This is a genomic window from Streptomyces sp. NPDC055506 (assembly GCF_053643595.1).
The window spans coordinates 1-25727 of record NZ_JBSHKH010000002.1 but is presented as its reverse complement, the minus strand read 5'-3'; the positions used below and the strand labels follow the sequence as shown (position 1 = coordinate 25727).

Below are 25727 nucleotides of genomic sequence, written 5' to 3'. Positions count from 1 at the left end.
CCTGAAATCTAACGGTCCGTCAGAAACCGTGGGACGGGAAGGGGCCGGGCGTGGGGAACTTCTTGGCAGGGAAGGTCGTCGCCGTCACCGGCGCCGGACGGGGCATCGGTAGGGCGGTCGCCCTCGCGGCGGCGGCCGAGGGGGCGAAGGTCGTCGTCAACGACTACGGCGTCTCGGTCGACGGCGCCTCGCCCACCAGCGAGATCGCCGAGGCCGTGGTCAAGGAGATCGAGGCGGCGGGCGGGGCCGCGGTGGCGGTCGTCGACGACATCTCCACCATGGCCGGCGGGCAGCGGGTCGTCGACGTGGCGCTGTCGTCGTACGGGCGGCTCGACGGGGTGGTCTGCGTGGCCGGGATCCTGCGCGAGCGGATGCTGTTCAACATGACCGAGGAGGAGTGGGACCCGGTCGTCGCGACCCATCTGAAGGGCACGTTCACGGTGTTCCGGGCGGCCTCGGCGGTGATGCGCAAGCAGCGGGCCGGGACGTTGATCGGGTTCACCAGCGGGAATCACCAGGGGTCGGTGTCGCAGGCGAACTACAGCGCGGCGAAGGGCGGGATCATCTCGCTCGTGCGGAGCGCGGCGCTGGGGCTGCACAAGTACGGGGTGACCGCGAACGCGGTGGCGCCGGTCGCGCGGACGCGGATGTCGGCGGGTGTGCCGATGGAGCTGGCGGAGATCGGAGAGCCGGAGGATGTCGCCGCGCTTGTGGTGTATCTGCTGTCCGACGAGGCCTCTCGGCAGGGGATTACCGGGCAGGTGTACACCGTCGCGGGGGCGAAGATCGCGGTGTGGGCTCAGCCGAGGGAGTTGCGGGCGGGGTTTGCTTCTGGGGGGTGGACCGTGGAGAAGATCGCGGAGTTTTTGCCGGGGTCGGTGGGGGTGGATCCGATGCCCTTGTTGGAGCGGGTGCGGGGGATGGAGAGGGCTGCGCGGGAGGGGGAGCGGCCTAACGCGTGAGGGGGTGGGCGTGTCTGTTGTGTGGCGGGTGCGGGCGGGTGGGGGTTGTTCGCGCAGTTCCCCGCGCCCCTTAGGGAGGAGCGAACCTCGTGGATTTTGGGTTCACGCGTGATGACGAGGACTTTCGCGGCGAGGTCCGTGAATGGCTTGCCGCGCATAGCGGGGGCGCGAGCGGGCGGCGCGCATGGGAACGCACCCTGGGAGCAGCCGGGTGGATCGGGCTCGGGTGGGGGGTGGAGGGGTACGGGAATCGGCGGGTCGGTCTCACTCGGCAGGTCGTCTGGGCCGAGGAGTACGCGCGGTCGGGGGCGCCTCCGCGTTCCGGGCACATCGGGGAGAACCTGCTCGCGCCCACGCTCATCGCCCACGGCACCGAGGAGCAGAAGGCCCGCTTCCTGCCTCCGATCGCCGCCGGTGAGGAACTCTGGTGCCAGGGCTACAGCGAACCCGGTGCCGGTTCGGATCTGGCCGGGGTCCGTACCGCCGCCGTGCGCGAGGAGGGCGGCGGTGGGTATCGCGTCACGGGGCAGAAGATCTGGACGTCGCTCGCGCACGAGGCCGACTGGTGCTTCGTGCTCGCCCGTACCGAGGCCGGGTCCCGGAGGCACCACGGGCTGACCTTCCTTCTCGTCCCCATGGACCAGCCGGGCCGTGTCGAGGTCCGTCCCATCCGGCAGCTGACCGGCACCAGCGACTTCAACGAGGTCTTCTTCGACGGCGCGCACGCGGATCAGGTCGTCGGGGGCGAGGGCGACGGCTGGCGCGTCGCCATGAGCCTGCTCGGCTTCGAGCGGGGCGTGTCCACGCTGGCCCAGCAGATCGGGTTCGCCCAGGAGTTGGAGGGCGTCGTGCGGGCGGCCGTGGAGTCGGGGGCCGTGCGGGATCCCGTCGTACGGGATGGGCTCGTGCGGCAGTGGGCCGAACTGCGCACCATGCGCTGGAACGCCCTGCGCACACTGGGCGGTTCCGGCGACGCGGGGGCGCCGAGCGTGGCGAAACTGCTGTGGGCCGGCTGGCATCAGCGGCTGGGGGAGCTGGCGGTGCTGGTGCGGGGCGCGGCGGCGGGTGTGGGTCCCGCCGACTGGTCGGCCTCGGCGCCGTACGAACTGGACGCGGCACAGCACCTGTTCCTGTTCTCCCGGGCCGACACCATCTACGGCGGCTCGGACCAGATCCAGCGCACGATCATCGCCGAGCGTGTGCTCGGCCTGCCCAGGGAGCCCAAGGGAGCCGTGTGATGCGAGGCGTGATCTTCGACGGGAAGCAGGTCCGGGTCGTGACGGATCTGGAGGTGCGGGAGCCGGGGCCGGGTGAGGTGCGGGTCGCGATCCGGGCGGCCGGGCTGTGCCACAGCGATCTGTCGGTGGTGGACGGGACCATACCATTCCCGGTTCCCGTGGTGCTGGGCCATGAGGGGGCCGGGGTCGTGGAGGCGGTGGGCGCGGGCGTCACCCATGTGGCGCCCGGCGACCATGTCGCGCTGTCCACCCTGGCCAACTGCGGGACGTGCGCGGAGTGCGACCGGGGGCGGCCCACGATGTGCCGGGGGGCGATCGGGCGCCCGGGGCGGCCGTTCAGCCACGACGGCCTGCCGGTGTACCAGTTCGCGTCGAACTCGGCCTTCGCGGAGCGCACGGTGGTGAAGGCCGTGCAGGCCGTCCGCATCCCCGAGGACATCCCCATGGCGTCGGCGGCGCTGATCGGGTGCGGGGTGCTGACGGGGGTGGGCGCCGTGCTGAACCGGGCGCGGGTGGACCGGGGCGACAGCGTGCTGGTGATCGGGACGGGCGGCATCGGGCTGAACGTGTTGCAGGGGGCGCGGCTCGCGGGTGCCCTGCGGATCGTCGCCGTCGACACCAATCCGGCGAAGGAGGAGGTGGCACGGCGTTTCGGCGCGACGGACTTCCTCACCTCGACAGAGGGGGTGCGCAGTGTCCTGCCCACCGGCGTGGACCACGCCTTCGAGTGCGTCGGCCGGGTGGAGCTGATCCGCCAGGCGATCGACGCGCTGGACCGGCACGGCCAGGCGGTCCTCCTCGGTGTGCCCCCGGCGACCGCCGAGGCGTCCTTCCGCGTCTCGTCGATGTACCTCGACAAGTCCGTCCTGGGCTGCCGCTACGGCTCCTCACGCCCGCAGCGCGACATCGCCCTGTACGCCGACCTGTACCGCGAGGGCCGGCTGCTGCTCGACGAACTCGTCACCCGGACCTATCCCGTCGAGGAGTTCGAGAAGGCGGCGGCGGACGCGGAGGCGGGGCGGGTGGCGCGGGGGGTGCTCACGTTCTGAGGGTCTTCGTGGCTTGAGATACTTCATTCGTGCCCCGAGGGACTTCAGGCGTCTTGCCTTCCCCGGCCCGGAAGGTCCGCCGGTAGGCGGTGGGTGTGACGCCGAGTGCCGTCTGGAGGTGCTGGCGCATCGACTGGGCCGTGCCGAACCCGGCGTCGTGGGCCACCTGGTCGACGGAGCGGTCGGTGGACTCCAGCAGATACCGGGCCCGTTCCACACGCTGCTGGGTGAGCCACTGGCCCGGGCTGACGCCGGTCTCCTCGCGGAAGCGGCGGGTGAAGGTGCGCACCGACATGGACTCCTGAGCGGCCATGTCGCGCAGCTGGATCGGCTCGTGCAGGCGGCCCAGGGCCCAGGCGCGGGCGGCGGTGGTGGACGCCTGCTGCGGATCGGGCACCGGCCGCTCGATGTACTGCGCCTGCCCGCCGTCGCGGTGGGGCGGTACGACCGTACGGCGGGCCACCTCGTTGGCGACGGCGGCGCCGTGGTCGCGGCGCACCATGTGCAGGCACAGGTCGAGTCCGGCCGCGACGCCCGCGGAGGTCAGCACGTCGCCGTCGTCGATGAACAGCACGTCCGGGTCGACCTCGATCAGGGGGAAGAGCCGCTGAAGGCGTTCGGCGTCGGACCAGTGGGTGGTGGCCGGGCGGCCGTCGAGTCGGCCCGCGGCGGCGAGGACGTAGACGCCGGTGCAGATGGAGGCCAGCCGGGTGCCGGGCCGGAGGTGGGCGAGGGCGGCGGCGAGTTCGCCGGTCAGCACGCCCTCCTCGTAGACCGGGCCGAGTTCGTACGACGCCGGGACGATCACCGTGTCGGCGGTGGCCAGGGCCTCGGGGCCATGGGCGACGTGGATGTCGAAGTCGGCGTCCGTCTTGACCGGGCCGGGCGGGCGGATCGAGCAGGTCACGACCTCGTACAGATGCCGGCCCTTCGAGTCCTTGGGGCGGCCGAAGATGCGGTGCGGGATGCCCAGTTCGAAGGGGAGCAGGCCGTCGAGGGCCAGGACGACGACGCGGTGGGGGCGGAAGCCCGAGTGTGCTGCGCTCGCTGCCATGGCCCGATCCTAGCGAATGCTGTCCTTCGGGCCACTCGCTGCGTACCGGGCCCGGATCGGAAGCTCTATGACGTGACACAGACAAGCGAAGCCCCCGCAGTCGCGGAGCAGCCGTCGAAACCGAACCGCAGGCGTGTGCACCGCGCCTGGTTCGTCGCGGCCGTCACCTTTGTGACGATCATCGGCGCCGCGGCCTTCCGTTCCGTACCGGGTCTGCTCATCGACCCCCTGCACGAAGAGTTCGACTGGTCGCGCGGCACGATCGGCGCCGCGGTCTCCGTCAATCTCGCGCTGTACGGTCTGACAGCCCCGTTCGCGGCGGCCCTGATGGACCGCTTCGGCATCCGCCGGGTGGTCGCGGTCGCCCTGACGGTGATCGCGCTCGGCTCCGGCCTGACGGTGTGGATGACGGCGGCCTGGCAGCTGATGCTGTGCTGGGGGCTGCTGGTCGGCCTCGGCTCCGGCTCCATGGCGCTGGCGTTCGCGGCGACCGTCACCAACCGCTGGTTCACCCAGCGGCGCGGCCTGGTCAGCGGCATCCTCACCGCCGCGTCGGCCTCGGGCCAGCTGATCTTCCTGCCGTTGCTGTCCTGGATCATCGACCGGCACGACTGGCGTCCGGCGGCCGTGACGGTCGCGCTCGCGGCGCTCGCGGTCGTCCCGTTCGTGTGGCTCCTGTTGCACGACCACCCGGCCGACGTCGGCCAGAAGCCCTACGGAGCGACGGAGTTCGTACCGAAGCCGGCCCCGGTGACCGGCGCCGCGCGCCGCGCCGTGTCCGTCCTGTTCTCGGCCGCCCGCACCGGCCCGTTCTGGCTGCTCGCCGGTACCTTCGCGATCTGCGGCGCCTCCACCAACGGCCTGATCCAGACCCACTTCGTGCCCGCGTCCCACGACCACGGCATGCCCATCACGGCCGCGGCCTCGCTGCTCGCCGTCATCGGGATCTTCGACGTCGTCGGCACGATCGCCTCCGGCTGGTTCACGGACCGCTTCGACGCGCGCCGGCTGCTCGCGGTGTACTACGCGCTGCGAGGGGTGTCGCTGCTCTTCCTGCCGCTGCTGCTGGCGCCCTCGGTCCATCCGCCGATGATCTTCTTCATCGTCTTCTACGGCCTCGACTGGGTCGCCACGGTCCCGCCCACCCTCGCCCTGTGCCGCGATCAGTACGGCGAGGACAGCGCGATCGTCTTCGGCTGGGTCCTCGCCTCCCACCAGGTGGGCGCCGCCCTGGTCGCCTTCCTCGGCGGAGTCGCCCGCGACACGTTCGGCTCGTACGACGTGGTCTGGTACGCGTCGGGGGCGCTGTGCGCGGTGGCGGCGCTGATGGCGCTGGTGATCCGGCGGCGGGCGGGGGAGGTGCCGGCGACGGTGTGAGGCCCCATTTCCGGAGGGCCGGAATTTCAGAATTTCCAAAGGGCCAGAAAAAAGTCGGACGGCGATGTCGAGAACCCGCGTCCGGCTCCGTCCCCGGTGTGAACGCGACCACAATGGGTCGCAGGAGCACCGAGGAGAACCATCATGGCCAAGTACCTGCTGCTGAAGCACTACCGTGGCGCCCCGGCTTCGGTCAACGACGTGCCGATGGACCAGTGGAGCCCGGAGGAGATCTCGGCACATGTGCAGTACATGAACGACTTCGCGGCCCGGCTGGAGAAGACCGGCGAGTACGTAGACAGCCAGGCGCTCTCTCCCGAGGGAGCGTGGGTCCGCTACGACGGTGAGGGGCGCCCGCCGGTCACCGACGGGCCGTTCGCCGAGACCAAGGACCTCATCGCCGGCTGGATGATCATTGACGTCGACGGCTACGAGCGCGCCGTCGAGCTGTCCGCCGCCCCGGGCGCGGGCGGCAAGCCCATCCACGAGTGGCTGGAGGTGCGCCCGTTCTACGGAGTGCAGCCCACCATCACGGAGTGAGGTCTCAGGTGTCCGCCATGGACGAGGCCCTGCTCAGGAGCCTCACGCCGAGCGTGCTCACCGTCCTCGTCCGCCGCGGAGCCGACTTCGCGGCGGCCGAGGACGCCGTGCAGGACGCTCTGGTCGAGGCGCTCCGCGTCTGGCCGGCCGACCCGCCGCGGGATGCCAAGGGCTGGCTGGTCACCGTGGCGTGGCGCAAGTTCCTCGACGCGACACGCGCCGACACCGCACGCCGCCGGCGTGAGGACCGCGTCGAGGAGGAACCGGCGGCCGGGCCCGCGCCCGCGGCGGACGACACGCTTCAGCTCTACTTCCTGTGCGCCCACCCGTCGCTGACCCCGGCATCGGCGGTCGCGCTCACACTGCGCGCCGTCGGCGGCCTCACCACCCGGCAGATCGCCGAGGCCTACCTCGTACCCGAGGCGACCATGGCGCAGCGCATCAGCCGGGCCAAGCGCACGGTCTCCGGGGTGCGGTTCGACCAGCCCGGGGACGTGGCCACCGTCCTGCGCGTCCTCTACCTGGTCTTCAACGAGGGCTACTCCGGCGACGTCGACCTCGCCGCGGAGGCCATCCGGCTCACCCGGCAGCTCGCGGCCTCGATCGACCATCCCGAGGTGGCCGGTCTGCTCGCCCTCATGCTGCTCCACCACGCCCGGCGTGCCGCCCGGACCGCGTCCGACGGCAGTCTGGTGCCGCTCGCCGAGCAGGACCGGGGCCGGTGGGACACCGCGTCGATCGCCGAGGGCGTCGGGATCCTCCAGGCTGCCCTCGCCCGTGACCGGCTGGGCGAGTTCCAGGCCCAGGCGGCCATCGCGGCCCTCCACGCCGACGCGCCCACCGCCGAGGAGACCGACTGGGTGCAGATCGTCGAGTGGTACGACGAACTCGCCCGCCTCACCGACAGCCCGGTCGTCCGGCTCAACCGCGCGGTCGCCGTGGGGGAGGCGGACGGGCCCCGCGCCGGGCTGGCGGCACTCGCGACGGTCGACTCTTCGCTTCCGCGCCATGCCGCGGTGGCGGCGTACCTCCACGAGCGTGACGGCGACTTGGCGAGGGCGGCACGGCTGTACGCCGAGGCGGCCCGACTGGCACCCAACCTCGCGGAACGCGACCATTTGACGAGGCAGGCGGCGCGACTCAATGCGGGCCGGGGGCGCTGAGGGGGTTCGCCTGGCCGGTGTCGAGGTCGGGGGTGAGCTCGCCGGGGCGTTCGAGCAGACCCAGCAGCGCACGGGCGCTGACGCCGGCGTCGTGCAACCGCCTGGCCGGATCACCTGATGCCGTACCACTGCTGACGAGCTCGTCCGCGTGCCTCAGGGCGATCCGGGCGGTGGCCCGTATGCCATGTGGCATCCGCGGCATGAGCTTCGACAGCTCGGGCGCCAGCAGCCGTACGTACCCCTCCATCTCCTGGAGCCGGGTCCGTTGCTCGGCCGGCGGCCCGCTCGGGCCCCACAGCGCCTCCTCGCACCGTCGCCGGATCCGCGCCGAGTCGTACGTACCTGCCGCGTCGCTCACGCTTCCGGCTCCGAGGTCAGGCGGTGCCGGCCGGCCGCGATGAGCCGGGCTACCTTCAAGGGCCTGCACAGGGTCGCGGCCGAGGCCATCGGGACCGACCAGTACGTGGCACGTACGCGGGTGCACTCCACGGCGTCCGCCCTGGGGACTCCGAGGTAGCTGCCCTGACCCAGGCACTCCACGTCCAGTGGCCGCCAGTCGTCGACGGCCTGACGCCAGGTTCTCGGCATGCTCGCGGGTACGAGGGCGTAGTAGCGGAGGTGGCGCGGATCGCAGATGACCGGGCCGTCGTCGAGGGCTTGGCGCACGAACTCGTCGAGTTCCGACGCCTCGGAGCTGTCCGCCAGGGCGACCACGAGGCGGCCGGGGATCCGTACGGCGGAGAAGTGGATGCCGAGCGGGAGCATGGTCACGTCGTGTTGCTGCCATTCCAGGCGGGCGCGGTCGCGGTGTGGTGCAGGGAGGGTGGTCAGGAGCCAGTGCTCAAGCAGAAGCGCACGCTCAGCACCGGTCGTGATCGCAGGCGCGAATGGTTCCTCCAAATCCTCTGACCTTGAGGCGCGTTGAGTAGCTTCACGCATGGTGGCGACTCCTCACAGTCGTTCGTGCCCCGGCAGAGCGGCGGCATCATGGCCGCCGGGGCTCTTCGCGTCCAGAATGGGTTTCTCGCGAAGAACGCACCTCCCGCAGCGCGGTATACCCATGATGGGTACAGCCCTCAGACAGACACCCCGCAGACTGTGGCGAGCAGGAAGTGCACGCATGATTCACCAGTCACCGACCGCGCTGCCCCCCGGACTTCTCGCAGATCAGGAAATGCGCCGAGCGCTCGAGAAGCACGACTTCGGGACGGTGTTCCGGCTCGCGAAGAGCCGCGCCGGGATCAGCTATTCACGCATCGCCGCTGAGTGCGACATCAAGCCGGACCGGGTCGGCACGCTGGCCAAGGGGCAGGGAAGGGTCACCACGTTCGACAAGGTCCGGCAGATCGCGGACGCGTTACGCGTCCCCGGCCACATGGTGGGTCTGGCTCCACGCCCGTGGGAGACCGCCGAACCTCCCGTGCAGACGTACGGCCCACGAAGGGGACAGACCAGCGTGCGCCGCAGAACCGTCCTCCAAGTGGCCACCACCACCGGTTTGGCAGCCGCCCTCCCTGCACTGACGAAACCGCCGACTCCCCGGCATGTCTCCAACGGGGATGTCGAGCGCATGAGGCATCGCACGGCACGACTCAGACGACTCGACGACATCCTCGGTGGCGGCGACACATACCGCGTCTATGTCAGCGAGTACCAGGCCACCAAAGCCCTGCTGCGCACCTCCACCTTCACTCCGGAGTCCCGCCGCCGCACAGTCGCCCTGCTCGCCGAGCAGGCCCAGCAAGCCGGTTGGGCGGCATTCGACGGAGGCGAGCAGAAGCAGGCCGAGAGCCTGTATGAGGAGAGCAGGCGGGCGGCCCGTGAAGCGGTGGAGAGTGATCTCCTGGGCAACGCGTACGCGTTCCTGGCCTATCAGACCGCCGACAGGAACACGGCGGTCGAGATCGCCTCAAGCAGCTGTTCCACCATCACCGCCAGCACGCCCGCCTGTGTGCGTGCGCTCCTGTACGAGCGGATGGCGTGGGCCTGCGCTGTCGCCGGCCTGCCTCACCGCGTCGAGCAGGCACTGGAGGCCGCACGAACTGCCCTCGACGAGGAGCGGAAAGCTGGTGAACCGCAGCCTGACTGGGCCGCCTGGGTTGATCAGACCGAGTTGGACATCATGACCGGCCGCTGCTGGACGGAACTCCGTCGCCCCCTCCGGGCTGTGTCTGTCTTGGAGGGGGCGCTGGCCCGGTACGACGACTCTCATGCGCGGGACAAGGCCCTGTACCTGTCGTGGCTCGCAGACTCCTATCTGACCGCCGGGGAGGTCGAGCAGGCGGCCACGGTCACAGGCCGCGCCCTCGATCTCGCCTCCGGGGTGGCGTCCGTACGGCCACGACAGCGACTTGCGCCCGTCCTGCAGCGGCTCGGCGGGCACAAGGCGTTCCCTGCGGTAGCCGAGGTCTTGGAGCGCGCGGGCGGTTGAGTTACGCGGGCGGTGTGGTGTTCGCCGCAATCCACTCCAGGCATCCCTTCGAGCCGGCCTCGATCGGGACGGCCGCGATCTCCGGGTTCTGCCACGGGTGGTGCTTCAGCAGGTGGGACTCCAATTCCGAGTAGCGGGATCGGGTGGTTTTCAGCAGGAGCTGCCATTCCTCCCCGGTGCCGAACTCGCCGTCGTGCCAGAACGCCGATGTGACAGGGCCGATGATCTGCGCGCCGGCCGCGAGTCGCTCGGCGACGACCGTACGGGCGAGTTCAACGGCCTGGTCATGGGTCGGAGTCGCGGTCGAAACCTGGAGAAAGTCAGCCATGCCGGGAGCGTAGGCGGCGGCCAGAGGATCAGGAAGGGCATCACGGGGCCGCCCGCTTCTTTGGCAGTGTCGTGCTTCCACGGCCTGCGTCAAGGGCGCTTCGCGTCGCCTTCGGCGATCGGCCTGCGGCCGACCCTTGACCCAGGCCGTTCCAGCACGGGGGAGAAGCGAGCGGGCGGCCCAGGGGGAGCGGGTGGCCAGGCGCTGCTTGCGGTCTTCGGGCGTTGTTTCGCTGAGCGGCGTTGGCGGGCGCGGTGGGGGCTCGCAGGCACGCCGGGTGGGCTCAGCGGCGAGCGGTGGGTGGGTGGGTTCGTAATTCGGTGTCCCTGTGGCCGGGGGCCGTCCTACGGTGAGGCCCATATGACTCTCCTACATGCGCATGACTATGGGGGCGATGGCCCGCGACTGGTTCTTCTGCACGGGTTCGGGCGGTCTTTGGCCGACTGGAGTGCCTCGGCGGCTCAGCTCACTGACGGGTATCGGGTTATCGGCATCGATCTGCCCGGGCACGGTCGTTCTCCTGATATTTCGCCCTGGGCTCTTCCCGCCGTGGTGCGGGACATCGCGGAGACGCTCGACGCGTGCGGTGTATCGGAGGCCGTTCTGGTGGGCCACTCCCTCGGTGGAATCGTCGCCGTCGAGTACGCCCGGGCGTATCCGGAGCGTGCCCGTGCCGCCGTGAATCTCGACGGGTTCTGGTGGCGGCGTGAGTACCCCGGTGCCGAAAAGGTGACTGAGGGGCTGCTGGCGTCGGTCGGGGGCGTGGCGTCGGCCGAGTATGTCGAGCAGCAGGTCGCCAACTCCGCTCGGTTCGGGGTTCCCGTCGGCCGTGCGGAGGTCGCTGCTCGTGCGGCGGCGCGTCCGTTGCCCGACGGGACGTGGCAGACGCTGCCGGAGCGTGCGGCCGCGCTGGAGATCGTCGACGAGCTTCATCGGATCGGCGCGCGCGGTGTCGCGGCGTGGCTGGACGGGGTGGAGCGGCCGCTGCTGGTCGTGCAGGCCGGGCGGCGGCTGTCGCCCGCGCCCGGCATGGAGTGGTTCGACGAGTTCAGCACCCGGTTCGCGCGGGAGGTGTCCGACGAGTTGGCCGTGGTCTCCCGCGCCCGGCCGTCGATCAGCGTTCAGCGCATCGACGCCACCCATCCCATGATCCTTGAGGCTCCGGAGGCGGTGGCGGGGCTGGTCGCCTCGTTCGTCCGGGGGCTGTCCGGCTGAGCGTCTGGCATCCTGAAACCGGCAACTCAGCGCCCTGAAAGGTCTGTTGATGACACTCGGCATGGTCCTCGGTGACGTGGACGTCGTGACCCAGCACGCTCGTTCACGCTCGACCTTCCGAGGAGTATGCCGTGTCCACGATCCACTGGATCGAGACTCAACCCCGTTCCGCCCGCTGGCATTCTGAGTCCGGGCTGCCCTTGCCCCGCAGGGTCGTCGTCGCCGACGACCGGATGCGGGCCGCCGTTGCCTATCGGCTGGCCTGCGAGGGCACCGCTTTGTTGTGGCGCGGGGATTTTCATCAGGCGCGGCAGTTGCTGCGCGCCATGGACCGTCGCGTGGGGCGTGCCGCGCCCGGCGGGGACGGCACCCCAGCCGACGTGTTTCACCTTCAGCGCCGGTTCCGCGCCCACCGCGCCCGTGTGCTCGGCAAGGTGCTCGTCCTGCTGGAGCAGGATCACGTCCTGGCGCTGCGCCGGGCGCCCGATGTGCGCCGGGCGTGCGACGAGGCGTACGGGCCGCCCGAAGGGCCCGTCGCCGTCGCCCTCACGGAGCTCTTGGGGGTGATCAGCGCCCGGCAGTGGCGGGAGAAGGGCGTCCACGTCCCGGCGCTGGGGGCACGGGTGCACCCGCATTACGGGGTGTTCGCGCCGACCAGGAGCGAGTACGTCGATCTCGTCGCGCGGGCGCCCTTGCCGGCGGCGGGCACGCGGACCGCGTTCGACCTGGGCACCGGCACCGGCGTGCTCGCCGCCGTGCTGGCCCGGCGGGGCGTCGGGCAGGTCGTGGCGACCGACGTCAGCGCACGGGCCCGGGCGTGTGCGCGGGACAACGTGGGGCGGCTGGCGCTCTCGGGGGTGGTCAGGGTGGTGAGCGGGTCCGAGCTGTATCCCCCGGGGCGCGCCGACCTGGTCGTGTGCAACCCGCCCTGGATTCCCGGCCGTCCCGCCTCCGACCTCGACCTCGGTGTGTATGACGCGGGCGGTGGCATGCTGCAGGGCTTCCTGAGCGGGCTCGCCGGGCGGCTGGAACCCGGCGGTGAGGGCTGGCTCGTCCTGTCCGACCTGGCCGAGCGGCTCGGGCTGCGCAGCCGGGAGCAGCTGATGACCGCCGTGGAGCGTGCCGGGTTGCGGGTGGTCGGGCGTATGGACACCCGCCCGCGCCATGACCGGGCGTCGGACACGGACGATCCGCTGCACGCCGTACGGGCCGCCGAGGTCACCTCGCTGTGGCGGCTCGCTGCCGACTAGGCCCCTAGCCCTCCGTCAGCCGCGCGAAGCGCCCTCGGTGGAACAGCAGCGGTCCGTCCGGATCGTCGGCGCCCGTGCCGAGGGCGTTCACCCGGCCGACCACGATCAGGTGGTCGCCGCCGGTGTGGACGGCGTGGATCGCGCAGTCGATCCAGGCGACCGCGCCGGAGAGGCGCGGTGAGCCGGACACCGGGGCCGCGTCGTATGCCACGCCCGTGAACTTGTCCGCGCCGCTCACCGCGAAGGAGCGGCACAACTCCCCTTGGCCGGCGCCCAGGACGTTCACGCAGAACACGCCGGCTCGGGCGATCCGGGGCCACGTCGTGGACGTACGGCCGACCATGAAAGCGACGAGGGGCGGGGCGAGGGAGAGTGAGGTGAAGGACTGGCAGGCGAAGCCCGCGGGGGCGGTGGAGTCGGGGGCGTTGGCAGTGGTGACCGGGGGTGCCGTCACGATCGTCACTCCCGTTGCGAAGCGACCCATGACGCTGCGGAACTCGGCCTGGTCCAGGGGAGCGCGCTCGTCCTCGCCCACGCAGCGCAACTCCGGGCGCGGCAGCGCCTCCACGGGCCCTGGGGCCTGGGCGCGGGTCGACCTGAGGTAGCGGACGGCGGCCTCCGCCATTCCTGCTTGTCCCATCACGTCTACGATTGAAGCTGACGGTATGTCAGATTGGAAGCCTTTCAGCAGCCCCTGTACACCGCGTTCCGCCGCTCCACGAAGCTCCGTACGCCCTCCTGCGCGTCCGCCGTCGTCATGTTGATCTCCTGGGCCGCGGCCTCGGCGGCGAAGGCGGTCGCCCGGTCGGTGTCCAGGGAGGCGTTCACGAGCTGCTTGGTCAGGGCGAGGGCACGGGTCGGGCCGGAGGCGAGGCGTTCGGCCCAGGATCGGGTCGTATGGGCCAAGTCCGCGTCCGGAACGACCCGGTTGACCAGGCCCAAGTGCTCCGCTTCCGTCGCTGTGAGCGCGTCGCCGAAGAACATCAGCTCCTTCGCGCGTTGCGGGCCGATGAGGCGGGGGAGCAGGTACGCCCCGCCGCCGTCGGGGACCAGCCCTCGGCGTACGAACACCTCGATGAACCTGGCCGATTCGGCGGCCAGGACGAGATCGCAGGCGAGTGCCAGCTGGGCTCCGAGGCCGGCCGCCGTGCCGTTGACCGCCGCGATCACCGGCTTCTCGCAGTCCAGGACGGCGGCGATCAGGCGCTGGGCGCCGGTGCGGAGGGTGCGGGCGACATCGCCGGCGATGCGTTCGTCCGTGGTGGCGGCGCCCCGGAGGTCGGCGCCCGCGCAGAAGCCGCGGCCCGTTCCCGTGATCACCACCGCGCGGATGCCGGCCGTCTCGGACGCCTTCGACAGGAGGTCGACGATCTCGTCCCGCTGGTCCGGTGTGAGGGCGTTGAGCGTCTCGGGCCGGTTCAGGGTGATGGAGAGGACCTGGCCGGCCGTCGCGTGCAGCACGGCCGGCATCAGCGGCACACCGCCAGCGCGTCAAGCGCCACCGCGCCCTGCCCCTGCGGCAGCACCATCAGCGGGTTGATGTCCAACTCCGCCAGCTGGTGCCCGAGTTCCAGAGCCATGCGCTGTACCCGCAGGACGACCTCGACCAGGGCGTCCAGGTCGGCCGGCGGGCGGCCCCGGACCCCGTCCAGCAGGGCACGGCCGCGCAGACCGGCGAGCATGTCCCGCGCCTGTTCCTCGCCGAAGGGCGGTACCCCTACGGCGGTGTCGCGCAGGACCTCGACCAGCACCCCGCCGAGTCCGACTGTCACCGTCGGGCCGAACAGGTCGTCGTGCGTGACGCCGACGACCATCTCGACGCCCTGCTCGACCATCTGGCAGACCAGTACGCCGTCCAGGGAGACATCCTCGTAGCGGGCGATGTCGGTCAGCTCCCGGTAGGCGTCGCGGACCTGGCTCGCCGAGGTCAGGCCGATCTTCACCAGGCCCAGTTCCGTCTTGTGGGCGATCCGGGCGCCCGAGGCCTTCATCACCACCGGGTAGCCCACCAGGCCTGCGGCCCGGACCGCTGCCGCCGCGCTGGTCACCAGTTGCTCGCGCGGTACGCGGATGCCGTACGCCCGCAGCAGTTGCTTCGCGGCGTGTTCGCTGAGCTGTTCGCCGGGGCGCATCAGCGCCTGGGCCTTGCGGTAGGACGGCGAGGGGGTGCGCGGGGCCTCGTCGAAGGGGGAGCGGTACGCGGTCGTGAAGCGGTGGTGGGCGAGGTAGGCGCGGACGGCGGTGAGGCAGTTGCCGACCGTGCGGAACGTGGCCACGCGGGAGGACCCGAGCAGGACCTCGCGGTAGGCCGGTTCGGTGCCGACCGGCGATCCCCATACGACGCACACTAGCTTGTCCGTCTGCTCGGCCGCGTCGACCAGGTCCCGTACCAGCCGGTCGCTGAGCGGTGGGAAGGGTCCGGTGATCGGGCAGATCAGCACGCCGACCTCGGGGTCGGCGAGGATCGCGTCGATGATCTTCCGGCCGCGCGCGTCCCCGACCGGATGCCCACCGTTGTCCACGGGGTTGGCGACGTTCAGGTACCCGGGTATCCACTCGTGCAGCTCGGCCTGCCTGGCCTCGGACAGGACCGGGAGTCGCAGGCCCGCCTCGGTCGCCAGGTCGGCCACGTGCGCGCCCGTGCCGCCCGAGATGGAGTAGACGACGACGCCGTCCGCGCGGGGTGGCCGGGCCCGGGCCAGGAGAGCTGCCGTGTCCTGGAGTTCGTCGAGGCCGTCGACGCGGATCACGCCGTACTGGCGCAGCGCCGCGTCCACCACCGCGTCCGCGCCGGTCAGTTTGCCGGTGTGGGAGGCGGCCGTGCGGGCGCCGGTCTCGGTGCGGCCCACCTTGACGGCGACGACCGGGATTCCGCGCCGGGCGGCCCGGTCGGCGGCGAGGAGGAAGGAGCGGCCGTCCTTGAGCCCTTCCAGATAGCAGGCGATGGCGCCGATCCCGGGCTGTTCGGCGAAGTAGGAGAGGAAGTCCGCGGTCTCCAGGTCGGCCTCGTTGCCGGTGGGCGCCCAGTGGGAGAGGCGGATGCCGAGTTCCTGGAGGGCGAAGACGGGGCGGCCCTGGTGGCCGGACTGGGTGATCAGGGCGATCGCGGGGCCGTCGAGGTCGTCGCGGAAATGCTCGAAGGCGTTGAGGTTGGTGTTGGGGCCCAGCAGGCGGAGCTCGGAGTGCTCGACCGCGGCGGCGAGTCGCCGCTGGGCGGCCTCGCCCTCGGGGCCGGTCTCCGCGAACCCGGAGGCGAAGACGACCGCGAACCGCGCCTTGGCCTCGGCCAGTTCCTCCAGCACGGGAAGGGGGTCGCCGACGAGTACGACCGCCAGGTCGACCCGCTCGGGCAGGGCGGCGACGGAGGGCGAGCAGGGGAGGCCGAAGACGGACGGCCTGCTCGGGTGCACCGGGTACAGCCGGGCGCCGACGCGCTCTGCCCAGTCGGCCAGTTGCCGTGTGATCCCGGTGTGCGGGCGCCCCTCGGTGTCCGAGGCGCCGATCACGGCGACGGACCGCGGCCGGAAGAAGTGGTCGAGGTCGGGTACGTCGGCGTGCAGGGGACGCCCGCTGACGTCGAAGTCGCCCTCCTGGGCCGGCCTGCCGTGCACGGCGGGCCCCGGCCGCTCGCCACAGGCGATGGCCCGGGCCCGGCGGGAGTCGGTGGTGAGGGTGCCGTGGGTCGATCCAAGCATCGTTTCCGCCCGCTCCCTGTGAGACAGCCGCTAACTGACGCACTGTCAGATTACTGAACTGATGCGACGTCAGGAATGGCCGTGCAGGCAAAGCCGTCGAGCGGGGGTGCCTGGAGGCGGGGCGGCTGGTTCCCCGGGGTGCCGGTCCGCGGCGGGTCGGGGCGAGGGCCCGGCATTGGAGAAGAGCAGGGCCCCGAATGGCGGAGATTGAATGCCACCTACACCGAACTGTCCCGCGCGATGGCCTTCGCGATGCTCACCGCGTCGAGCGCCAGCTCGCGCAGGTTGCCGCTGATCGGGTTCGTGAAGCCGGTGAAGTACAGGCCGGGGGCCGTCTTCGGGCTGCGAGCACCGTGGGTGACCGGCTTGCCCTGGGCGTCGAGGACATCGAGGTGGCCGACCAGGCCCTCCAGGGCGCGGACGTACCCCGTGGCGGCTATCACCGCGTCCGGGGAGATCCGCGTACCGTCGGCCAGCACGATCTTGCCGTCGCCCTCGAAGGTCTCCACGGCGGCCACGATCTCGACCTTGCCCTTGCGCACGGCATCGATCAGGCCCACGTCCTGCACCGGGATCGCGCCCTGCTTCACCCGGGTGTACAGCCCGGTGTCGGGGCGCGGCAGCCCATGTGCCGACAGGTCGGGAATCGCCACCTTGGCCTGCGCCCGGCTGATCCGGTCGACGAGGCCGACCGGCAGCCGGCGTACCAGGACACCGCTGTACTGGGCGGCCCAGCCGGCGGTCGAACGGCGCACGATGTGCGGGACGGTGCGCACGGCCAGCCGGACCCTGGAGGCGCCGCTCTCCACCAGGTCCACGGCGATCTCGGCGCCGGTGTTCCCGATGCCGACGACGAGGACGTCCCGGCCGGCGTAGGGCTCGCCGTTGCGGTAGTCCGCGGCGTGCAGGAACTCGCCGGTGAAGGTGTCGCGGCCGGGCCAGTCCGGCAGGCGCGGGGTGTGGTTGTAGCCGGTCGCGATCACGACCGCCGAGCCGGTCAGTTCCCTGCCCCCGGTGGCGTGCAGCAGCCAGCCCGTGCCGTCGGGCGTGCGCTCGATCCGGGACACCTCGACGCCGGTGACGATCTCCAGGCGGTGGTGCTCGGCGTACTTCTCCAGGTACCGCACCACGTTGTCCCGGGACACCCACCGCCCGAACCGGCGCGGCATCGGCAGCCCGGGCAGGGCCGACAGACGGCGGGTGGTGTGCAGGTGCAGCCGGTCGTAGTGGCGGCGCCATGACGCCCCGACGCGGTCGGACTTCTCCAGGACGACGGCCCGTATGCCCCGGGCGCGCAGCGCGTAGGCGGCGGCGAGTCCGCCGGGGCCGCCGCCGATGACGTAGACGGGGCGATCCGGTGTGGGGTGCCCGGAGGAATGTGGGGAGGGCGTGGAGTCGGCCATGAGCGGGAGCGTAATCACGAGGCCGCTTGATGGGTCTCGGTCAAGACCGGAATTGGTTGCGGATTGATCACGGCTGTAGGAGGAGGGGGTGGGGCTGGTGGCGTAGCGGGCCTGGTTGTGGCGGGCTCGTGATCGTTCCTGACGGGGCCGACAATTCTGTCGGACTCATTGTGAACGCCTGGCTTCATGGCGAGCGCACAGCTTCCGGCCGTCCGTGAGGTCTTGCGGATCCAAGAATCTGACGTACCGTCAGATCGCATGGACACGATCTGGCTCGGCGGAGCGGAGTGGCTGGCCGTACTGCGGATCGGGCTCGGGCTGTGGTGGCTGGAGAGCTGGCGGCACAAGGACCGCAAGGCCTGGTTCGAACGGGGCACCGGCATCAAGTGGGCGGCCGGGATAGCCGCCGAGCACCGCTGGAACGCTGTCCGTTCGGGCTTCGCCACGGTCGTCGCACCCCACCCGCGCGTGATGGCGTACGTCGTCGTCTACGCGGAACTCGCCCTGGGCCTGGGCCTGATCGCCGGCTTCCTCACCCCGGTCGCCCTGGTCGGCGGGTTCCTCCTCAACGCCCTCTACCTCACGCTCATGATCCACGACGTGGCCGAGCAGGGGCAGAACTCGATGATGGCGCTGATGTCCGTGGCCGGGCTGTTCGGGATGTCCTGGCAGACGTGGTCGCTGGACAGCGCGCTGGGGCTGTTCTGATGGCCGGGCGGTTCGACCTGCCCGAGGCCGACGCCTTCACCCGGACGTACTGGGACGCGGCCGCCGAGGGCCGGCTGCTGATCCGTCGCTGCCTGGACTGCGGACGGGCCCACCACTACCCGCGCGAGTTCTGCCCCCGCTGCTGGAGCGAGGACGTCGTCTGGGAGGCCGCGAGCGGCCGGGCCACTCTCTACACCTGGTCCGTCGTCCACCGCAACGACCTGCCGCCCTTCGCGGAACGCACGCCGTACGTCGCCGCCGTGGTCGAGCTGGCCGAGGGGCCGCGGATGATGACGGAGTTGGTGGGGGAGCGGGGGCTGCCCGAGCGGGGACTGTCCGCCGGGGCGGACCTGGAGGTGGCGTTCCGGGAGGGGATCCCCGTGTTCCGGGTCACGCCCGGCGTCGGACCCGGCAAGTGAGGTGACCCCTCCCTCCCCACGGGCTTGAATGTCCCCATGGCCCCCATACGCGACCAGTCCCCGACTGCGCTCCCCGAACTCCACGGCCACGGCCTCCGTCTTCGCCCCTGGGACGCGACGTCCGGCGCCGACGTCGAGACGTGGCTGTGCGGCATGCGGGACCCGGAGTTCCGGCGCTGGAACACCCCGCTGAGGCTGGTCACGGACCGGACGAGCGCCCGGGAGTCGCTGCTCGCACGGGCGCAGAGCGCCGTGGAGGGCACGTCGGTGTCGTTCCGGGTCGCGGACGCGCGCAGCGATACGCCCCTGGGGCACATCGGCGTCAACGAGATCAAGTACCACCTGAAGGTCGCCCGCGTCGGTTACTGGGTGCTCCCCGAGGCCCGCGGCCAGGGCGTCGCCACCCGGGCCCTGCTGCTCGCCACCCGCTGGGCCTTCGCCGAACTCGGCCTGCACCGGGTGGAGCTGGACCACGCGGTCGGTCACGACGTGTCGTGCCGGATAGCCGAGCGATGCGGTTTCGCGTACGAGGGAACCCTGCGCGGGGCGATCTTCGAGGAGGACCGGCACGACGCGTTCCGGGACGCCCATCTGCACGCGCGACTGGCCACGGATCCGGAACCGGAGGCGGGAGTGGACACCGGGGCGTAATTCGGAGGTGCCGGCCGGGGCACGGGCGGCACCATGGAGCATGCGTACCGACGACTGGCACCTCACCCAGGACCTCGACGACTTCCTCGCCCGCGCGGGATCCTTCCTCCGCTCCCAACCGGCCCTGCACACCGTCCCGTTGGCCGTCACGGAGGCGCTGCGCACCCGCGGACGGCATGTCTACGGCGACGGGGTGCCGGAGTTCGGCGTACTGGAGCGGGACGGGGCCGTCCGGGCCTCCTTCTTCCGCACCCCGCCCCATTGGCTGAACCTCACCGCCCTCACCCCCGAGGAGGCCGACGCCCTCGCGGCGCGACTGGCCGCTCTCGGGCAGCGACTGCCCGGTGTGAACGCCGATCGCGACACCGCCGCCGCCTTCACCGAGGCCTGGCGGCGGCACACGGGCGCCACGGCCACGCTCCGTCAGCGCCAGCGGCTCTACCGGCTCGGCACCCTGACCGTGCCCGCGCCCGCACCGCCCGGCGCGCCCCGTATCGCCGTCGAGGCGGACCGCGCCCTGCTCATCCGCTGGTACGGGGAGTTCAGTGCCGCGATCGGCATGGGCACCCTCCGCGACGCCGAGGAGTGGGTGGATTCCCGTATCGAACAGGGCGCCGTCACCTTCTGGGAGGCCCCGGACGGCACGCCCGTGGCCATGGCCGGCAGGACCCCTCTGATCGCCGGCCAGATCCGCGTCGCCCCGGTCTACACCCCGCCCCACCTCCGCGGCCGCGGCTACGCGGGCGCGGCCACGGCCGAGATCAGCCGCACCGCCCTCGCCTCCGGCGCACAGGAAGTGCTGCTCTTCACGGACCTGGCGAACCCGACCAGCAACGGGCTGTACCAGCGGATCGGGTACCGGGCGGTGGCGGACTTCGCGGTGTACGACTTCGCGTAGCCCGACGGGCCCGTCGAGGGAGAACGGATCGAGATATCGTGGTGTGTCGGACTGTCTGACGAGAGAGGTGGCCCCATGGTCGCGCCGGCGGGACTGGATTCGGGTGATCTGATCGAGGTGTTCAAGGCCCTCGGCAATCCCGCCCGTTTGCAGATCATGCAGTGGCTGAAGGACCCCGACGCGCATTTCGGCGAGTACGAGCCGATCGCGGATCGTCGTTCCGTCGGGGTGTGCGTCACGCACATCCAGGCGAAGGCGGGACTGGCTCAGTCGACGGTCTCCAGCTATATGAGCACGCTCGAACGCGCGGGCCTCGTGGTGTCCACCCGGGTGGGCAAGTGGACCCACTACCGGCGCAGTGAGGAGCGGCTGGCGCACCTGGAGCGGTCGATCGGCACCACCATCTGATTGACGTATCGCAATACGTCGATATGATCTCGTCATGTCGAGTTTCGCTGCCGCACCCACCGCCCTGATCGTTCACGCTCATCCCGAGCCCCGGTCGTTCAGCACCGCCCAGATGGCCACCGCGGCCCAGGCCCTGCGCGACGCCGGGTACCGGGTCGACGTCCTCGACCTCTACGCGGACCCATGGGCCCCGGTCCTCGCCCGCGAGGAGTTCGCGCCGGTGGAGGGCGCCTTCAAGCCGCAGGCCGAGCAGATGCGAGCGGTCCGGGACGGGACGCTGGACGCGACCGTCAGGGCCCACCTCGACCGGCTGCTCGCCGCCGATCTGCTCGTCCTGTCGTTCCCGCTGTGGTGGTTCTCGCTGCCCGCCATCCTCAAGGGCTGGGTGGACCGGGTCTTCGTGATGGGCGGTGTCTTCGGTGGGGACCACGGACTCTTCGGCGACGCGGCGCTCGCCGGCAAGCGCGCGATGCTGCTGTTCACTACCGGCGGCGCCGACGAGTCGTTCCGGCCCGGCGGCGCCTTCGGCCCGATGGACGACTTCCTGTTCCACATCCACCGCGGAATGCTGGAGTTCGTCGGCTTCGAGGTCCTCGCCCCCGTGATCACCTACGGCCCGGCCCGCATGACCGACCAGGAACGAACGGCCGCGCTGACCAGGGTCGGCGAGTCCGTCAAGCTCCACGCGACGGATGTCCGCACGGCCGTCCACTGACGCCGACCGGGGAGCCGGGGCACGTGGCCCCTCAAGGCCACAGCAGCTCTCGCACCCACCCCTCCTTCTCCTCCCCGCGCCGGTAGCGCAGCCGTACGTGCCGTCGCTGTCCGTCGCCCTGGAAGAACTCGACTTCGTCCGGCCGCAGCCGGTACAGGGTCCAGGACGGCACGGGAGCCTCCGGCTCGCTGCGGGCTCGTTCCCAGGACGCCTCGGACGCCCGGGTCAGGTCCTCCACCGAGTCCAGGACCTCGCTCTGGCGGCCGGTCAGCGCGGCTGCCAGGGCGCCCGTCGACCGCGCGTGCAGGTCGCCTTGGGCGTCGGCGGAGGGGGCCGCCGTCACCGGGCCGCGGACCCGGACCTGGCGGCCCAGCACCGGCCAGTAGAAGGTGAGGGCGGCGTACGGCCGGGCGGCGAGGTGCCGGCCCTTGCGGCTGCCGGCGTGGGACGCGAAGGACCAGCCGGTCTCGTCCGCGCCGTGCAGCATGACGATCCGTACGTCGGGCAGGCCGGACTCGTCCGAGGTCGCCAGGGACATGGTGTGCGGCTCGGTCTGCCCGGCCGCCACCGCCGCCGCGAACCACTCGGTGAAGAGCGGCAGCGGGGTCGCGGGGGCGGCCGTCGGGTCGAAGGGAGGCAGGTGCGTGGACTGCGGGTCCCAGACGCGCAGGGACCTCAGCAGCTCGTGAAGATCGGGTGCCATGGGCCGATTGTCACCCGGGAGTGTTGGTCAGACCTGCCCCAGGTCCGACGACACCCACCGCTCCGGCCGCATCCGCAGCACCAGCTGTTCTCCGTGGTTCTTCCAGGCGAAGTCGACATAGCCGTCGACCTTGTCGGCCGGCAGATAGCGGGCCGAGAGCTCCCGGAGCAGCTCGAGGGTCGCGGGGGCCGTGTCGACGACCGGGCCCTCGACCGACACGTAGCGGATCGTCGGTTCCAGCCGGTCCACCATCAGCGAGAACCGGCCCGCCTTGCTGATCAGCTCGTTCTTTCGGGAATCGAGGCCCGTCATGATCCAGATGTCGCCACCGGGCTCGTACTGGTACCAGATCGGCACCGTGAGCGGGGCACGGCCCGCCCCCGCGTCGACCGCCAGCGCGGCGATGTGCGGCTCGGCCAGGAACTGTTCGCGCTCTTCGCGGGTCAGGGCCATTCCGGGTCTCCTCCAGCGGCTCGCTCAGATCCTTCTTCCCCAAGCCAACACCGGCCCCGGCATCGGTGTTCCCCTTGTCTCACCCCGCCCCCAGCACCACTGTCCCCGACGAGCAGAACCAGCCCCCCGTTCCCGACGCCACCGTCAGCCGCGGCAGGGAGCCGTCGCCGCGTCGCACCTGTCGGTCGCCGCACTCGCCCCGCAGTTGCCGTACCGCCTCCACCAGCAGGAACAGACCCCGCATCCCGGGGTGCTGGGCCGAAAGACCGCCCCCGTCGGTGTTCACCGGCAGCTCGCCGCCCTCGACCCGCAGCCGGCCCTTCTCCACGAACGCCCCGCCCTCGCCCTTCGCGCAGAACCCGAGGTCCTCCAGCGTCACCAGGGTCATATAGGTGAACGCGTCGTAGATCTCGGCGAAGTCGACCTCCGAGGGCCGTACGCCCGCGCGCTCGAAGGCCAGCCGTCCGCTCACCGCCGCCGGCGCCACCGTGAAGTCCGGCCACTCGGACATCGCGGAGTGGCTGATGTGCTCCCCGCTGCCCAGCACCCACACCGGTGCCGTACGGCAGTCCCGTACGTACTCCTCCGCCGCCAGCAGCACCGCCGCCCCGCCGTCGGAACGGACGCAGCAGTGCAGCTTGGTGAAGGGGTCCGCGATCATCGGACCGGCCAGGACGTCGTCGACAGTGACCGGCGCGCGGAACATCGCCTCCGGGTTCAGGGCCGCGTTGGCCCGGGCCTGGACCGCCACCTCCGCGAGCTGCTCGATCGTCGTGCCGTACTCGATCATGTGACGGCGGGCCGCCATGGCGTACTTGGCGATCAGGGTGTGGCCGTAGGGGGCCTCGAACTGCAGGGGGCCGCGGGTGCCGAAGGACAGTGTCCCGGTGCGGCGGCCCGCCTTCACGTCCGCGCGGGCCGTCGAGCCGTAGGCGAGCAGCACCACGCGCGCGTGCCCGGCCGCGATCGCGTCCGCCGCGTGGGCCGCCATGACCTCCCAGGCGGAGCCGCCGACGGAGGTGGAGTCGACCCAGGTGGGACGCAGCCCCAGGTACTCGGCGACCTCGACGGGGGCCAATGTGCCCAGGCCCGCCGAGGCGAAGCCGTCGACCAGCGAGCGGTCCAGGCCCGCGTCGGCCAGGGCGCGGCGGGCCGCCTGGGCGTGCAGGGCGTACGGGGTCGCGTCGTCCACGCGGCCGCAGTCCGAGAGGGCCACGCCGACGACGGCCACTTTCCTCCGGCCAACCATGAATCTGACGGTACATCAGATAGGGCTCAGGAGGGAGCGCCGGGGCTCTGGGCATCCCCGTCAAGGCGGCCTAATATGACGCACCGTCAGATGCGGAGGTACCCCCATGGACGCCCGCCTCACCGCCGAACAGGAAGAGATCCGCCGCACCCTGCGCGAGCTCCTCCACAAGCGGTGCGGACCCGTGGAACTGCGGGCCGCCCTCGACACCCCGGCCGGACACGACCCGGCCCTGTGGACCGCCCTCGCCGAGCAGCTCGGCCTCCCCGGGCTGGCCCTCCCCGAGACCTACGGCGGTGTCGGCTGCTCCGTCACCGAGCTGGCCCTGGCCTGCGAGGAGACGGGCCGGGCCCTCGCCCCCTCGCCGCTGCTCGCCACGGCCGTCCTCACGGCCCCGCTGCTCCTCGCCCTCGGCACCGACACCCAGCGGGCCGGCCTCCTCCCGCGCATCGCCTCCGGCGCCCTCACCGCGGCCCTCGCCGTACCGGGGACCGCCCTCGCCACCGCCCTCGCGCTCACCGGCCACGACCCGCGCGGGACGTGGGCCGGCGGCGGACGCGCCGGGGGAGTGCAGGCCCGGCGGACGGACGGCTGGCGGCTGTACGGGGAGGCCGGGCAGGTCCTCGACGGGCACAGCGCGGGGCTGCTCCTGGTCCCCGCGCACACCGGGGGGTTCGCCCGTTCCCGCGTCCTGCTCTTCCTCGTACGGGCGGACGCCGCCGGGCTCACCCGCACACGGCAGACCGCGCTGGACGCGACCCGTCCGCAAGCGCGCGTCCAACTCCGCGAGGTGGAAGCCGAGTTGCTGGGGCGGGAGGACGGCGACGTCCTCGCCGCCCTCGCCCGGCTCGGCGACACCGCCGCCGTCTGTCTCGCCGCCGAGGCCGTGGGGGCCGCCGACCGGGTGCTGGAGCGGACCGTGGAGTACGTGGGGCGGCGCGAGCAGTTCGGGCGGCCGGTCGGCTCCTTCCAGGCGGTCAAACACCGGCTGGCCGACGCGTACGTCCAGGTGCGGGCGGCCCGCTCGGCGGCGTACTACGCGGCCTGGGCCGGTGCCGCAGGCGAAGGCGAGAAGGCAGGCGGCCTCGCCCTCGCCCAGGCGCTTCAGGCCCTGCGCGGGGCCGCCGCCGAGGGGATCCAGCTGCACGGCGGCATCGGGTTCACCTGGGAGCACGACACACAGCTGTACTTCAAGCGTGCCGCGGGGGACGAGCTGCTGTTCGGGCCGGTGCACCGGCTGCGGGCGCGGGCCGCCGACGCGGCGCATGTCTTCGAGGAGGCCGGCCGATGAGGGGCGTGCGGTTCGTGCAGAAGGTGTCCTCCACCCCGGGGTTCGCGCGGGTGGCACCCCATGTGTTCCCGGCCCTGGACCGGGCCGTGCACCGGCTCACCCGTGGAAAGGTGCTGCTCAGCGCGCAGATGCTGCCGGGTGTGGTGCTGACCGCCACCGGGGCGCGCAGCGGGCTGGCCCGGCGGACGCCGCTGGCCTGTATGCCGGAGGGCGACGGTGAGCGCGGCTGGATCCTGGTCGGGTCCAACTTCGGGCGCCCGGGGCACCCCGCCTGGAGCCACAATCTGCTGGCCCACCCGAGAGCCGAGATCAGCTGGAAGGGCCAGGACATCCCGGTCACGGCCCGGCTGCTTCAGGGAGAGGAGCGGGCGGCGGCGTGGAAGGCGGTGCTGGAGTTCTGGCCGCCGTACGCCGCGTACCAGGCGCGGGTGGCGCGGGAGATACGGCTCTTCAGGATCGTACGCAGGTAGACGTAGACGTAGACGTAGACGTAGACGTAGACGTCGCACGGAAGCCGAAAGCGCGAC

Annotated in this window: 28 protein-coding genes; 17 read left to right on the top strand and 11 right to left on the bottom strand. The window is 71.7% G+C overall.

Annotation, left to right across the window (positions count from 1 at the left end; all coding sequences use genetic code 11):
• The first annotated feature begins 50 nt into the window (after positions 1 to 50).
• From ACWIF2_RS00960 to ACWIF2_RS00950, 3 genes are all read left to right on the top strand, one after another.
• A complete protein-coding gene (locus ACWIF2_RS00960; protein WP_454357883.1) occupies positions 51 to 962 on the top strand; it encodes an SDR family oxidoreductase in 912 nt (303 codons plus the stop codon).
• An 89-nt stretch (positions 963 to 1051) separates the two neighbouring features.
• A complete protein-coding gene (locus tag ACWIF2_RS00955; protein WP_454357882.1) occupies positions 1052 to 2200 on the top strand; it encodes an acyl-CoA dehydrogenase family protein in 1149 nt (382 codons plus the stop codon).
• Complete coding sequence (locus ACWIF2_RS00950) at positions 2200 to 3249, top strand: Zn-dependent alcohol dehydrogenase (protein WP_454357881.1); 1050 nt, start codon at positions 2200 to 2202, stop codon at positions 3247 to 3249. The genes ACWIF2_RS00955 and ACWIF2_RS00950 overlap by 1 nt, the downstream gene beginning before the upstream one ends.
• Here ACWIF2_RS00950 and ACWIF2_RS00945 read toward each other — a convergent pair.
• Entirely contained in the window at positions 3239 to 4303 is a 1065-nt protein-coding gene (locus ACWIF2_RS00945; protein WP_454357880.1) for a GlxA family transcriptional regulator, read from the bottom strand. The two genes, ACWIF2_RS00950 and ACWIF2_RS00945, sit on opposite strands and share 11 nt — an antisense overlap.
• A 72-nt stretch (positions 4304 to 4375) precedes the next feature.
• Here ACWIF2_RS00945 and ACWIF2_RS00940 point away from each other — a divergent pair, with 72 nt between their 5' ends.
• The 3 genes from ACWIF2_RS00940 (at position 4376) to ACWIF2_RS00930 (ending at position 7383) form a co-directional block, all read left to right on the top strand.
• The gene (locus ACWIF2_RS00940; protein WP_454357879.1) at positions 4376 to 5680 is read left to right on the top strand and encodes an MFS transporter; all 1305 of its coding nucleotides are present in this window, start codon (positions 4376 to 4378) and stop codon (positions 5678 to 5680) included.
• Positions 5681 to 5824: 144 nt separating this feature from the next.
• Positions 5825 to 6220: a YciI family protein gene (locus ACWIF2_RS00935; RefSeq protein ID WP_454357878.1), complete on the top strand. Its 396-nt coding sequence runs from the start codon at positions 5825 to 5827 to the stop codon at positions 6218 to 6220.
• Positions 6221 to 6237: 17 nt separating this feature from the next.
• A complete protein-coding gene (locus ACWIF2_RS00930; protein ID WP_454358010.1) occupies positions 6238 to 7383 on the top strand; it encodes an RNA polymerase sigma factor in 1146 nt (381 codons plus the stop codon).
• On the opposite strand, the gene ACWIF2_RS00925 is transcribed toward ACWIF2_RS00930, so the two are convergent.
• Complete coding sequence (locus ACWIF2_RS00925) at positions 7361 to 7741, bottom strand: hypothetical protein (protein WP_454357877.1); 381 nt, start codon at positions 7739 to 7741, stop codon at positions 7361 to 7363. The genes ACWIF2_RS00930 and ACWIF2_RS00925 overlap by 23 nt on opposite strands.
• A complete protein-coding gene (locus ACWIF2_RS00920; protein WP_454357876.1) occupies positions 7738 to 8154 on the bottom strand; it encodes a hypothetical protein in 417 nt (138 codons plus the stop codon). The genes ACWIF2_RS00925 and ACWIF2_RS00920 overlap by 4 nt, the downstream gene beginning before the upstream one ends.
• 403 nt (positions 8155 to 8557) lie before the next feature.
• On the opposite strand from ACWIF2_RS00920, the gene ACWIF2_RS00915 reads away from it, so the two are divergent.
• Positions 8558 to 9814, top strand: coding sequence for a helix-turn-helix domain-containing protein (locus ACWIF2_RS00915; RefSeq protein WP_454357875.1), 1257 nt, complete (start codon positions 8558 to 8560; stop codon positions 9812 to 9814).
• Position 9815: 1 nt separating this feature from the next.
• Here ACWIF2_RS00915 and cutA read toward each other — a convergent pair whose 3' ends face one another.
• Positions 9816 to 10142, bottom strand: coding sequence for a divalent-cation tolerance protein CutA (gene cutA / locus ACWIF2_RS00910; protein ID WP_454357874.1), 327 nt, complete (start codon positions 10140 to 10142; stop codon positions 9816 to 9818).
• Between cutA and ACWIF2_RS00905 the strand changes: the two genes are divergently transcribed.
• Positions 10101 to 11357, top strand: coding sequence for an alpha/beta fold hydrolase (locus ACWIF2_RS00905; protein WP_454357873.1), 1257 nt, complete (start codon positions 10101 to 10103; stop codon positions 11355 to 11357). The genes cutA and ACWIF2_RS00905 overlap by 42 nt on opposite strands.
• 131 nt (positions 11358 to 11488) lie before the next feature.
• Positions 11489 to 12607, top strand: a complete 1119-nt coding sequence (locus ACWIF2_RS00900; protein ID WP_454357872.1) for a methyltransferase — start codon at positions 11489 to 11491, stop codon at positions 12605 to 12607.
• A gap of 4 nt (positions 12608 to 12611) precedes the next feature.
• On the opposite strand, the gene ACWIF2_RS00895 is transcribed toward ACWIF2_RS00900, so the two are convergent.
• The 4 genes from ACWIF2_RS00895 to ACWIF2_RS00880 form a co-directional block, all read right to left on the bottom strand.
• Positions 12612 to 13247, bottom strand: a complete 636-nt coding sequence (locus ACWIF2_RS00895; RefSeq protein WP_454357871.1) for a flavin reductase family protein — start codon at positions 13245 to 13247, stop codon at positions 12612 to 12614.
• Between the two features lie 44 nt (positions 13248 to 13291).
• Complete coding sequence (locus tag ACWIF2_RS00890) at positions 13292 to 14077, bottom strand: enoyl-CoA hydratase/isomerase family protein (RefSeq protein WP_454358009.1); 786 nt, start codon at positions 14075 to 14077, stop codon at positions 13292 to 13294.
• A complete protein-coding gene (locus ACWIF2_RS00885; RefSeq protein ID WP_454357870.1) occupies positions 14077 to 16302 on the bottom strand; it encodes an acetate--CoA ligase family protein in 2226 nt (741 codons plus the stop codon). The genes ACWIF2_RS00890 and ACWIF2_RS00885 overlap by 1 nt, the downstream gene beginning before the upstream one ends.
• A gap of 218 nt (positions 16303 to 16520) precedes the next feature.
• Positions 16521 to 17705, bottom strand: coding sequence for a flavin-containing monooxygenase (locus tag ACWIF2_RS00880; RefSeq protein ID WP_454357869.1), 1185 nt, complete (start codon positions 17703 to 17705; stop codon positions 16521 to 16523).
• 258 nt (positions 17706 to 17963) lie between these two features.
• Here ACWIF2_RS00880 and ACWIF2_RS00875 point away from each other — a divergent pair, with 258 nt between their 5' ends.
• From ACWIF2_RS00875 to ACWIF2_RS00850, 6 genes are all read left to right on the top strand, one after another.
• Entirely contained in the window at positions 17964 to 18413 is a 450-nt protein-coding gene (locus tag ACWIF2_RS00875) for a DoxX family protein (protein ID WP_454357868.1), read from the top strand.
• Positions 18413 to 18832, top strand: a complete 420-nt coding sequence (locus ACWIF2_RS00870) for a Zn-ribbon domain-containing OB-fold protein (protein WP_454357866.1) — start codon at positions 18413 to 18415, stop codon at positions 18830 to 18832. Before ACWIF2_RS00875 ends, ACWIF2_RS00870 begins: the two co-directional genes overlap by 1 nt.
• A 36-nt stretch (positions 18833 to 18868) precedes the next feature.
• Positions 18869 to 19483: a GNAT family N-acetyltransferase gene (locus ACWIF2_RS00865; protein WP_454357865.1), complete on the top strand. Its 615-nt coding sequence runs from the start codon at positions 18869 to 18871 to the stop codon at positions 19481 to 19483.
• A 40-nt stretch (positions 19484 to 19523) separates the two neighbouring features.
• Entirely contained in the window at positions 19524 to 20381 is an 858-nt protein-coding gene (locus ACWIF2_RS00860) for a GNAT family N-acetyltransferase (protein ID WP_454357864.1), read from the top strand.
• Between the two features lie 75 nt (positions 20382 to 20456).
• A complete protein-coding gene (locus tag ACWIF2_RS00855) occupies positions 20457 to 20789 on the top strand; it encodes an ArsR/SmtB family transcription factor (protein WP_454357863.1) in 333 nt (110 codons plus the stop codon).
• Between the two features lie 34 nt (positions 20790 to 20823).
• Positions 20824 to 21504, top strand: a complete 681-nt coding sequence (locus tag ACWIF2_RS00850) for an NAD(P)H-dependent oxidoreductase (protein ID WP_454357861.1) — start codon at positions 20824 to 20826, stop codon at positions 21502 to 21504.
• A gap of 31 nt (positions 21505 to 21535) precedes the next feature.
• Here the strand turns inward: ACWIF2_RS00850 and ACWIF2_RS00845 are convergent, their stop codons facing one another.
• The 3 genes from ACWIF2_RS00845 to ACWIF2_RS00835 form a co-directional block, all read right to left on the bottom strand.
• Positions 21536 to 22207, bottom strand: a complete 672-nt coding sequence (locus tag ACWIF2_RS00845; RefSeq protein ID WP_454357860.1) for a pyridoxine/pyridoxamine 5'-phosphate oxidase — start codon at positions 22205 to 22207, stop codon at positions 21536 to 21538.
• 27 nt (positions 22208 to 22234) lie between these two features.
• The gene (locus tag ACWIF2_RS00840; protein ID WP_454357859.1) at positions 22235 to 22660 is read right to left on the bottom strand and encodes a pyridoxamine 5'-phosphate oxidase family protein; all 426 of its coding nucleotides are present in this window, start codon (positions 22658 to 22660) and stop codon (positions 22235 to 22237) included.
• Between the two features lie 79 nt (positions 22661 to 22739).
• The gene (locus tag ACWIF2_RS00835; protein ID WP_454357858.1) at positions 22740 to 23909 is read right to left on the bottom strand and encodes a thiolase C-terminal domain-containing protein; all 1170 of its coding nucleotides are present in this window, start codon (positions 23907 to 23909) and stop codon (positions 22740 to 22742) included.
• Positions 23910 to 24015: 106 nt separating this feature from the next.
• Between ACWIF2_RS00835 and ACWIF2_RS00830 the strand changes: the two genes are divergently transcribed.
• Positions 24016 to 25200 (top strand): acyl-CoA dehydrogenase family protein, encoded by a 1185-nt coding sequence (locus ACWIF2_RS00830; RefSeq protein ID WP_454357857.1) that lies wholly within the window; start codon positions 24016 to 24018, stop codon positions 25198 to 25200.
• Complete coding sequence (locus ACWIF2_RS00825) at positions 25197 to 25670, top strand: nitroreductase family deazaflavin-dependent oxidoreductase (protein WP_454357856.1); 474 nt, start codon at positions 25197 to 25199, stop codon at positions 25668 to 25670. The genes ACWIF2_RS00830 and ACWIF2_RS00825 overlap by 4 nt, the downstream gene beginning before the upstream one ends.
• Positions 25671 to 25727 lie beyond the last annotated feature (57 nt).

Excerpts from the sequence above, each read along its gene's own strand:
- ACWIF2_RS00830 (WP_454357857.1), top strand. The coding sequence starts at position 24,016 with ATGGACGCCCGCCTCACCGCCGAACAGGAAGAGATCCGCCGCACCCTG.
- ACWIF2_RS00835 (WP_454357858.1), bottom strand. The coding sequence starts at position 23,909 with ATGGTTGGCCGGAGGAAAGTGGCCGTCGTCGGCGTGGCCCTCTCGGAC.
- ACWIF2_RS00870 (WP_454357866.1), top strand. The coding sequence starts at position 18,413 with ATGGCCGGGCGGTTCGACCTGCCCGAGGCCGACGCCTTCACCCGGACG.
- ACWIF2_RS00945 (WP_454357880.1), bottom strand. The coding sequence starts at position 4,303 with ATGGCAGCGAGCGCAGCACACTCGGGCTTCCGCCCCCACCGCGTCGTC.
- ACWIF2_RS00850 (WP_454357861.1), top strand. The coding sequence starts at position 20,824 with ATGTCGAGTTTCGCTGCCGCACCCACCGCCCTGATCGTTCACGCTCAT.
- ACWIF2_RS00855 (WP_454357863.1), top strand. The coding sequence starts at position 20,457 with ATGGTCGCGCCGGCGGGACTGGATTCGGGTGATCTGATCGAGGTGTTC.
- ACWIF2_RS00935 (WP_454357878.1), top strand. The coding sequence starts at position 5,825 with ATGGCCAAGTACCTGCTGCTGAAGCACTACCGTGGCGCCCCGGCTTCG.
- ACWIF2_RS00915 (WP_454357875.1), top strand. The coding sequence starts at position 8,558 with ATGCGCCGAGCGCTCGAGAAGCACGACTTCGGGACGGTGTTCCGGCTC.
- ACWIF2_RS00845 (WP_454357860.1), bottom strand. The coding sequence starts at position 22,207 with ATGGCACCCGATCTTCACGAGCTGCTGAGGTCCCTGCGCGTCTGGGAC.
- ACWIF2_RS00930 (WP_454358010.1), top strand. The coding sequence starts at position 6,238 with ATGGACGAGGCCCTGCTCAGGAGCCTCACGCCGAGCGTGCTCACCGTC.
- ACWIF2_RS00895 (WP_454357871.1), bottom strand. The coding sequence starts at position 13,247 with ATGGGACAAGCAGGAATGGCGGAGGCCGCCGTCCGCTACCTCAGGTCG.
- ACWIF2_RS00890 (WP_454358009.1), bottom strand. The coding sequence starts at position 14,077 with ATGCCGGCCGTGCTGCACGCGACGGCCGGCCAGGTCCTCTCCATCACC.
- ACWIF2_RS00885 (WP_454357870.1), bottom strand. The coding sequence starts at position 16,302 with ATGCTTGGATCGACCCACGGCACCCTCACCACCGACTCCCGCCGGGCC.
- ACWIF2_RS00865 (WP_454357865.1), top strand. The coding sequence starts at position 18,869 with ATGGCCCCCATACGCGACCAGTCCCCGACTGCGCTCCCCGAACTCCAC.
- ACWIF2_RS00860 (WP_454357864.1), top strand. The coding sequence starts at position 19,524 with ATGCGTACCGACGACTGGCACCTCACCCAGGACCTCGACGACTTCCTC.
- ACWIF2_RS00875 (WP_454357868.1), top strand. The coding sequence starts at position 17,964 with ATGGACACGATCTGGCTCGGCGGAGCGGAGTGGCTGGCCGTACTGCGG.
- cutA (WP_454357874.1), bottom strand. The coding sequence starts at position 10,142 with ATGGCTGACTTTCTCCAGGTTTCGACCGCGACTCCGACCCATGACCAG.
- ACWIF2_RS00905 (WP_454357873.1), top strand. The coding sequence starts at position 10,101 with ATGGGTCGGAGTCGCGGTCGAAACCTGGAGAAAGTCAGCCATGCCGGG.
- ACWIF2_RS00825 (WP_454357856.1), top strand. The coding sequence starts at position 25,197 with ATGAGGGGCGTGCGGTTCGTGCAGAAGGTGTCCTCCACCCCGGGGTTC.
- ACWIF2_RS00880 (WP_454357869.1), bottom strand. The coding sequence starts at position 17,705 with ATGGCCGACTCCACGCCCTCCCCACATTCCTCCGGGCACCCCACACCG.
- ACWIF2_RS00840 (WP_454357859.1), bottom strand. The coding sequence starts at position 22,660 with ATGGCCCTGACCCGCGAAGAGCGCGAACAGTTCCTGGCCGAGCCGCAC.
- ACWIF2_RS00950 (WP_454357881.1), top strand. The coding sequence starts at position 2,200 with ATGCGAGGCGTGATCTTCGACGGGAAGCAGGTCCGGGTCGTGACGGAT.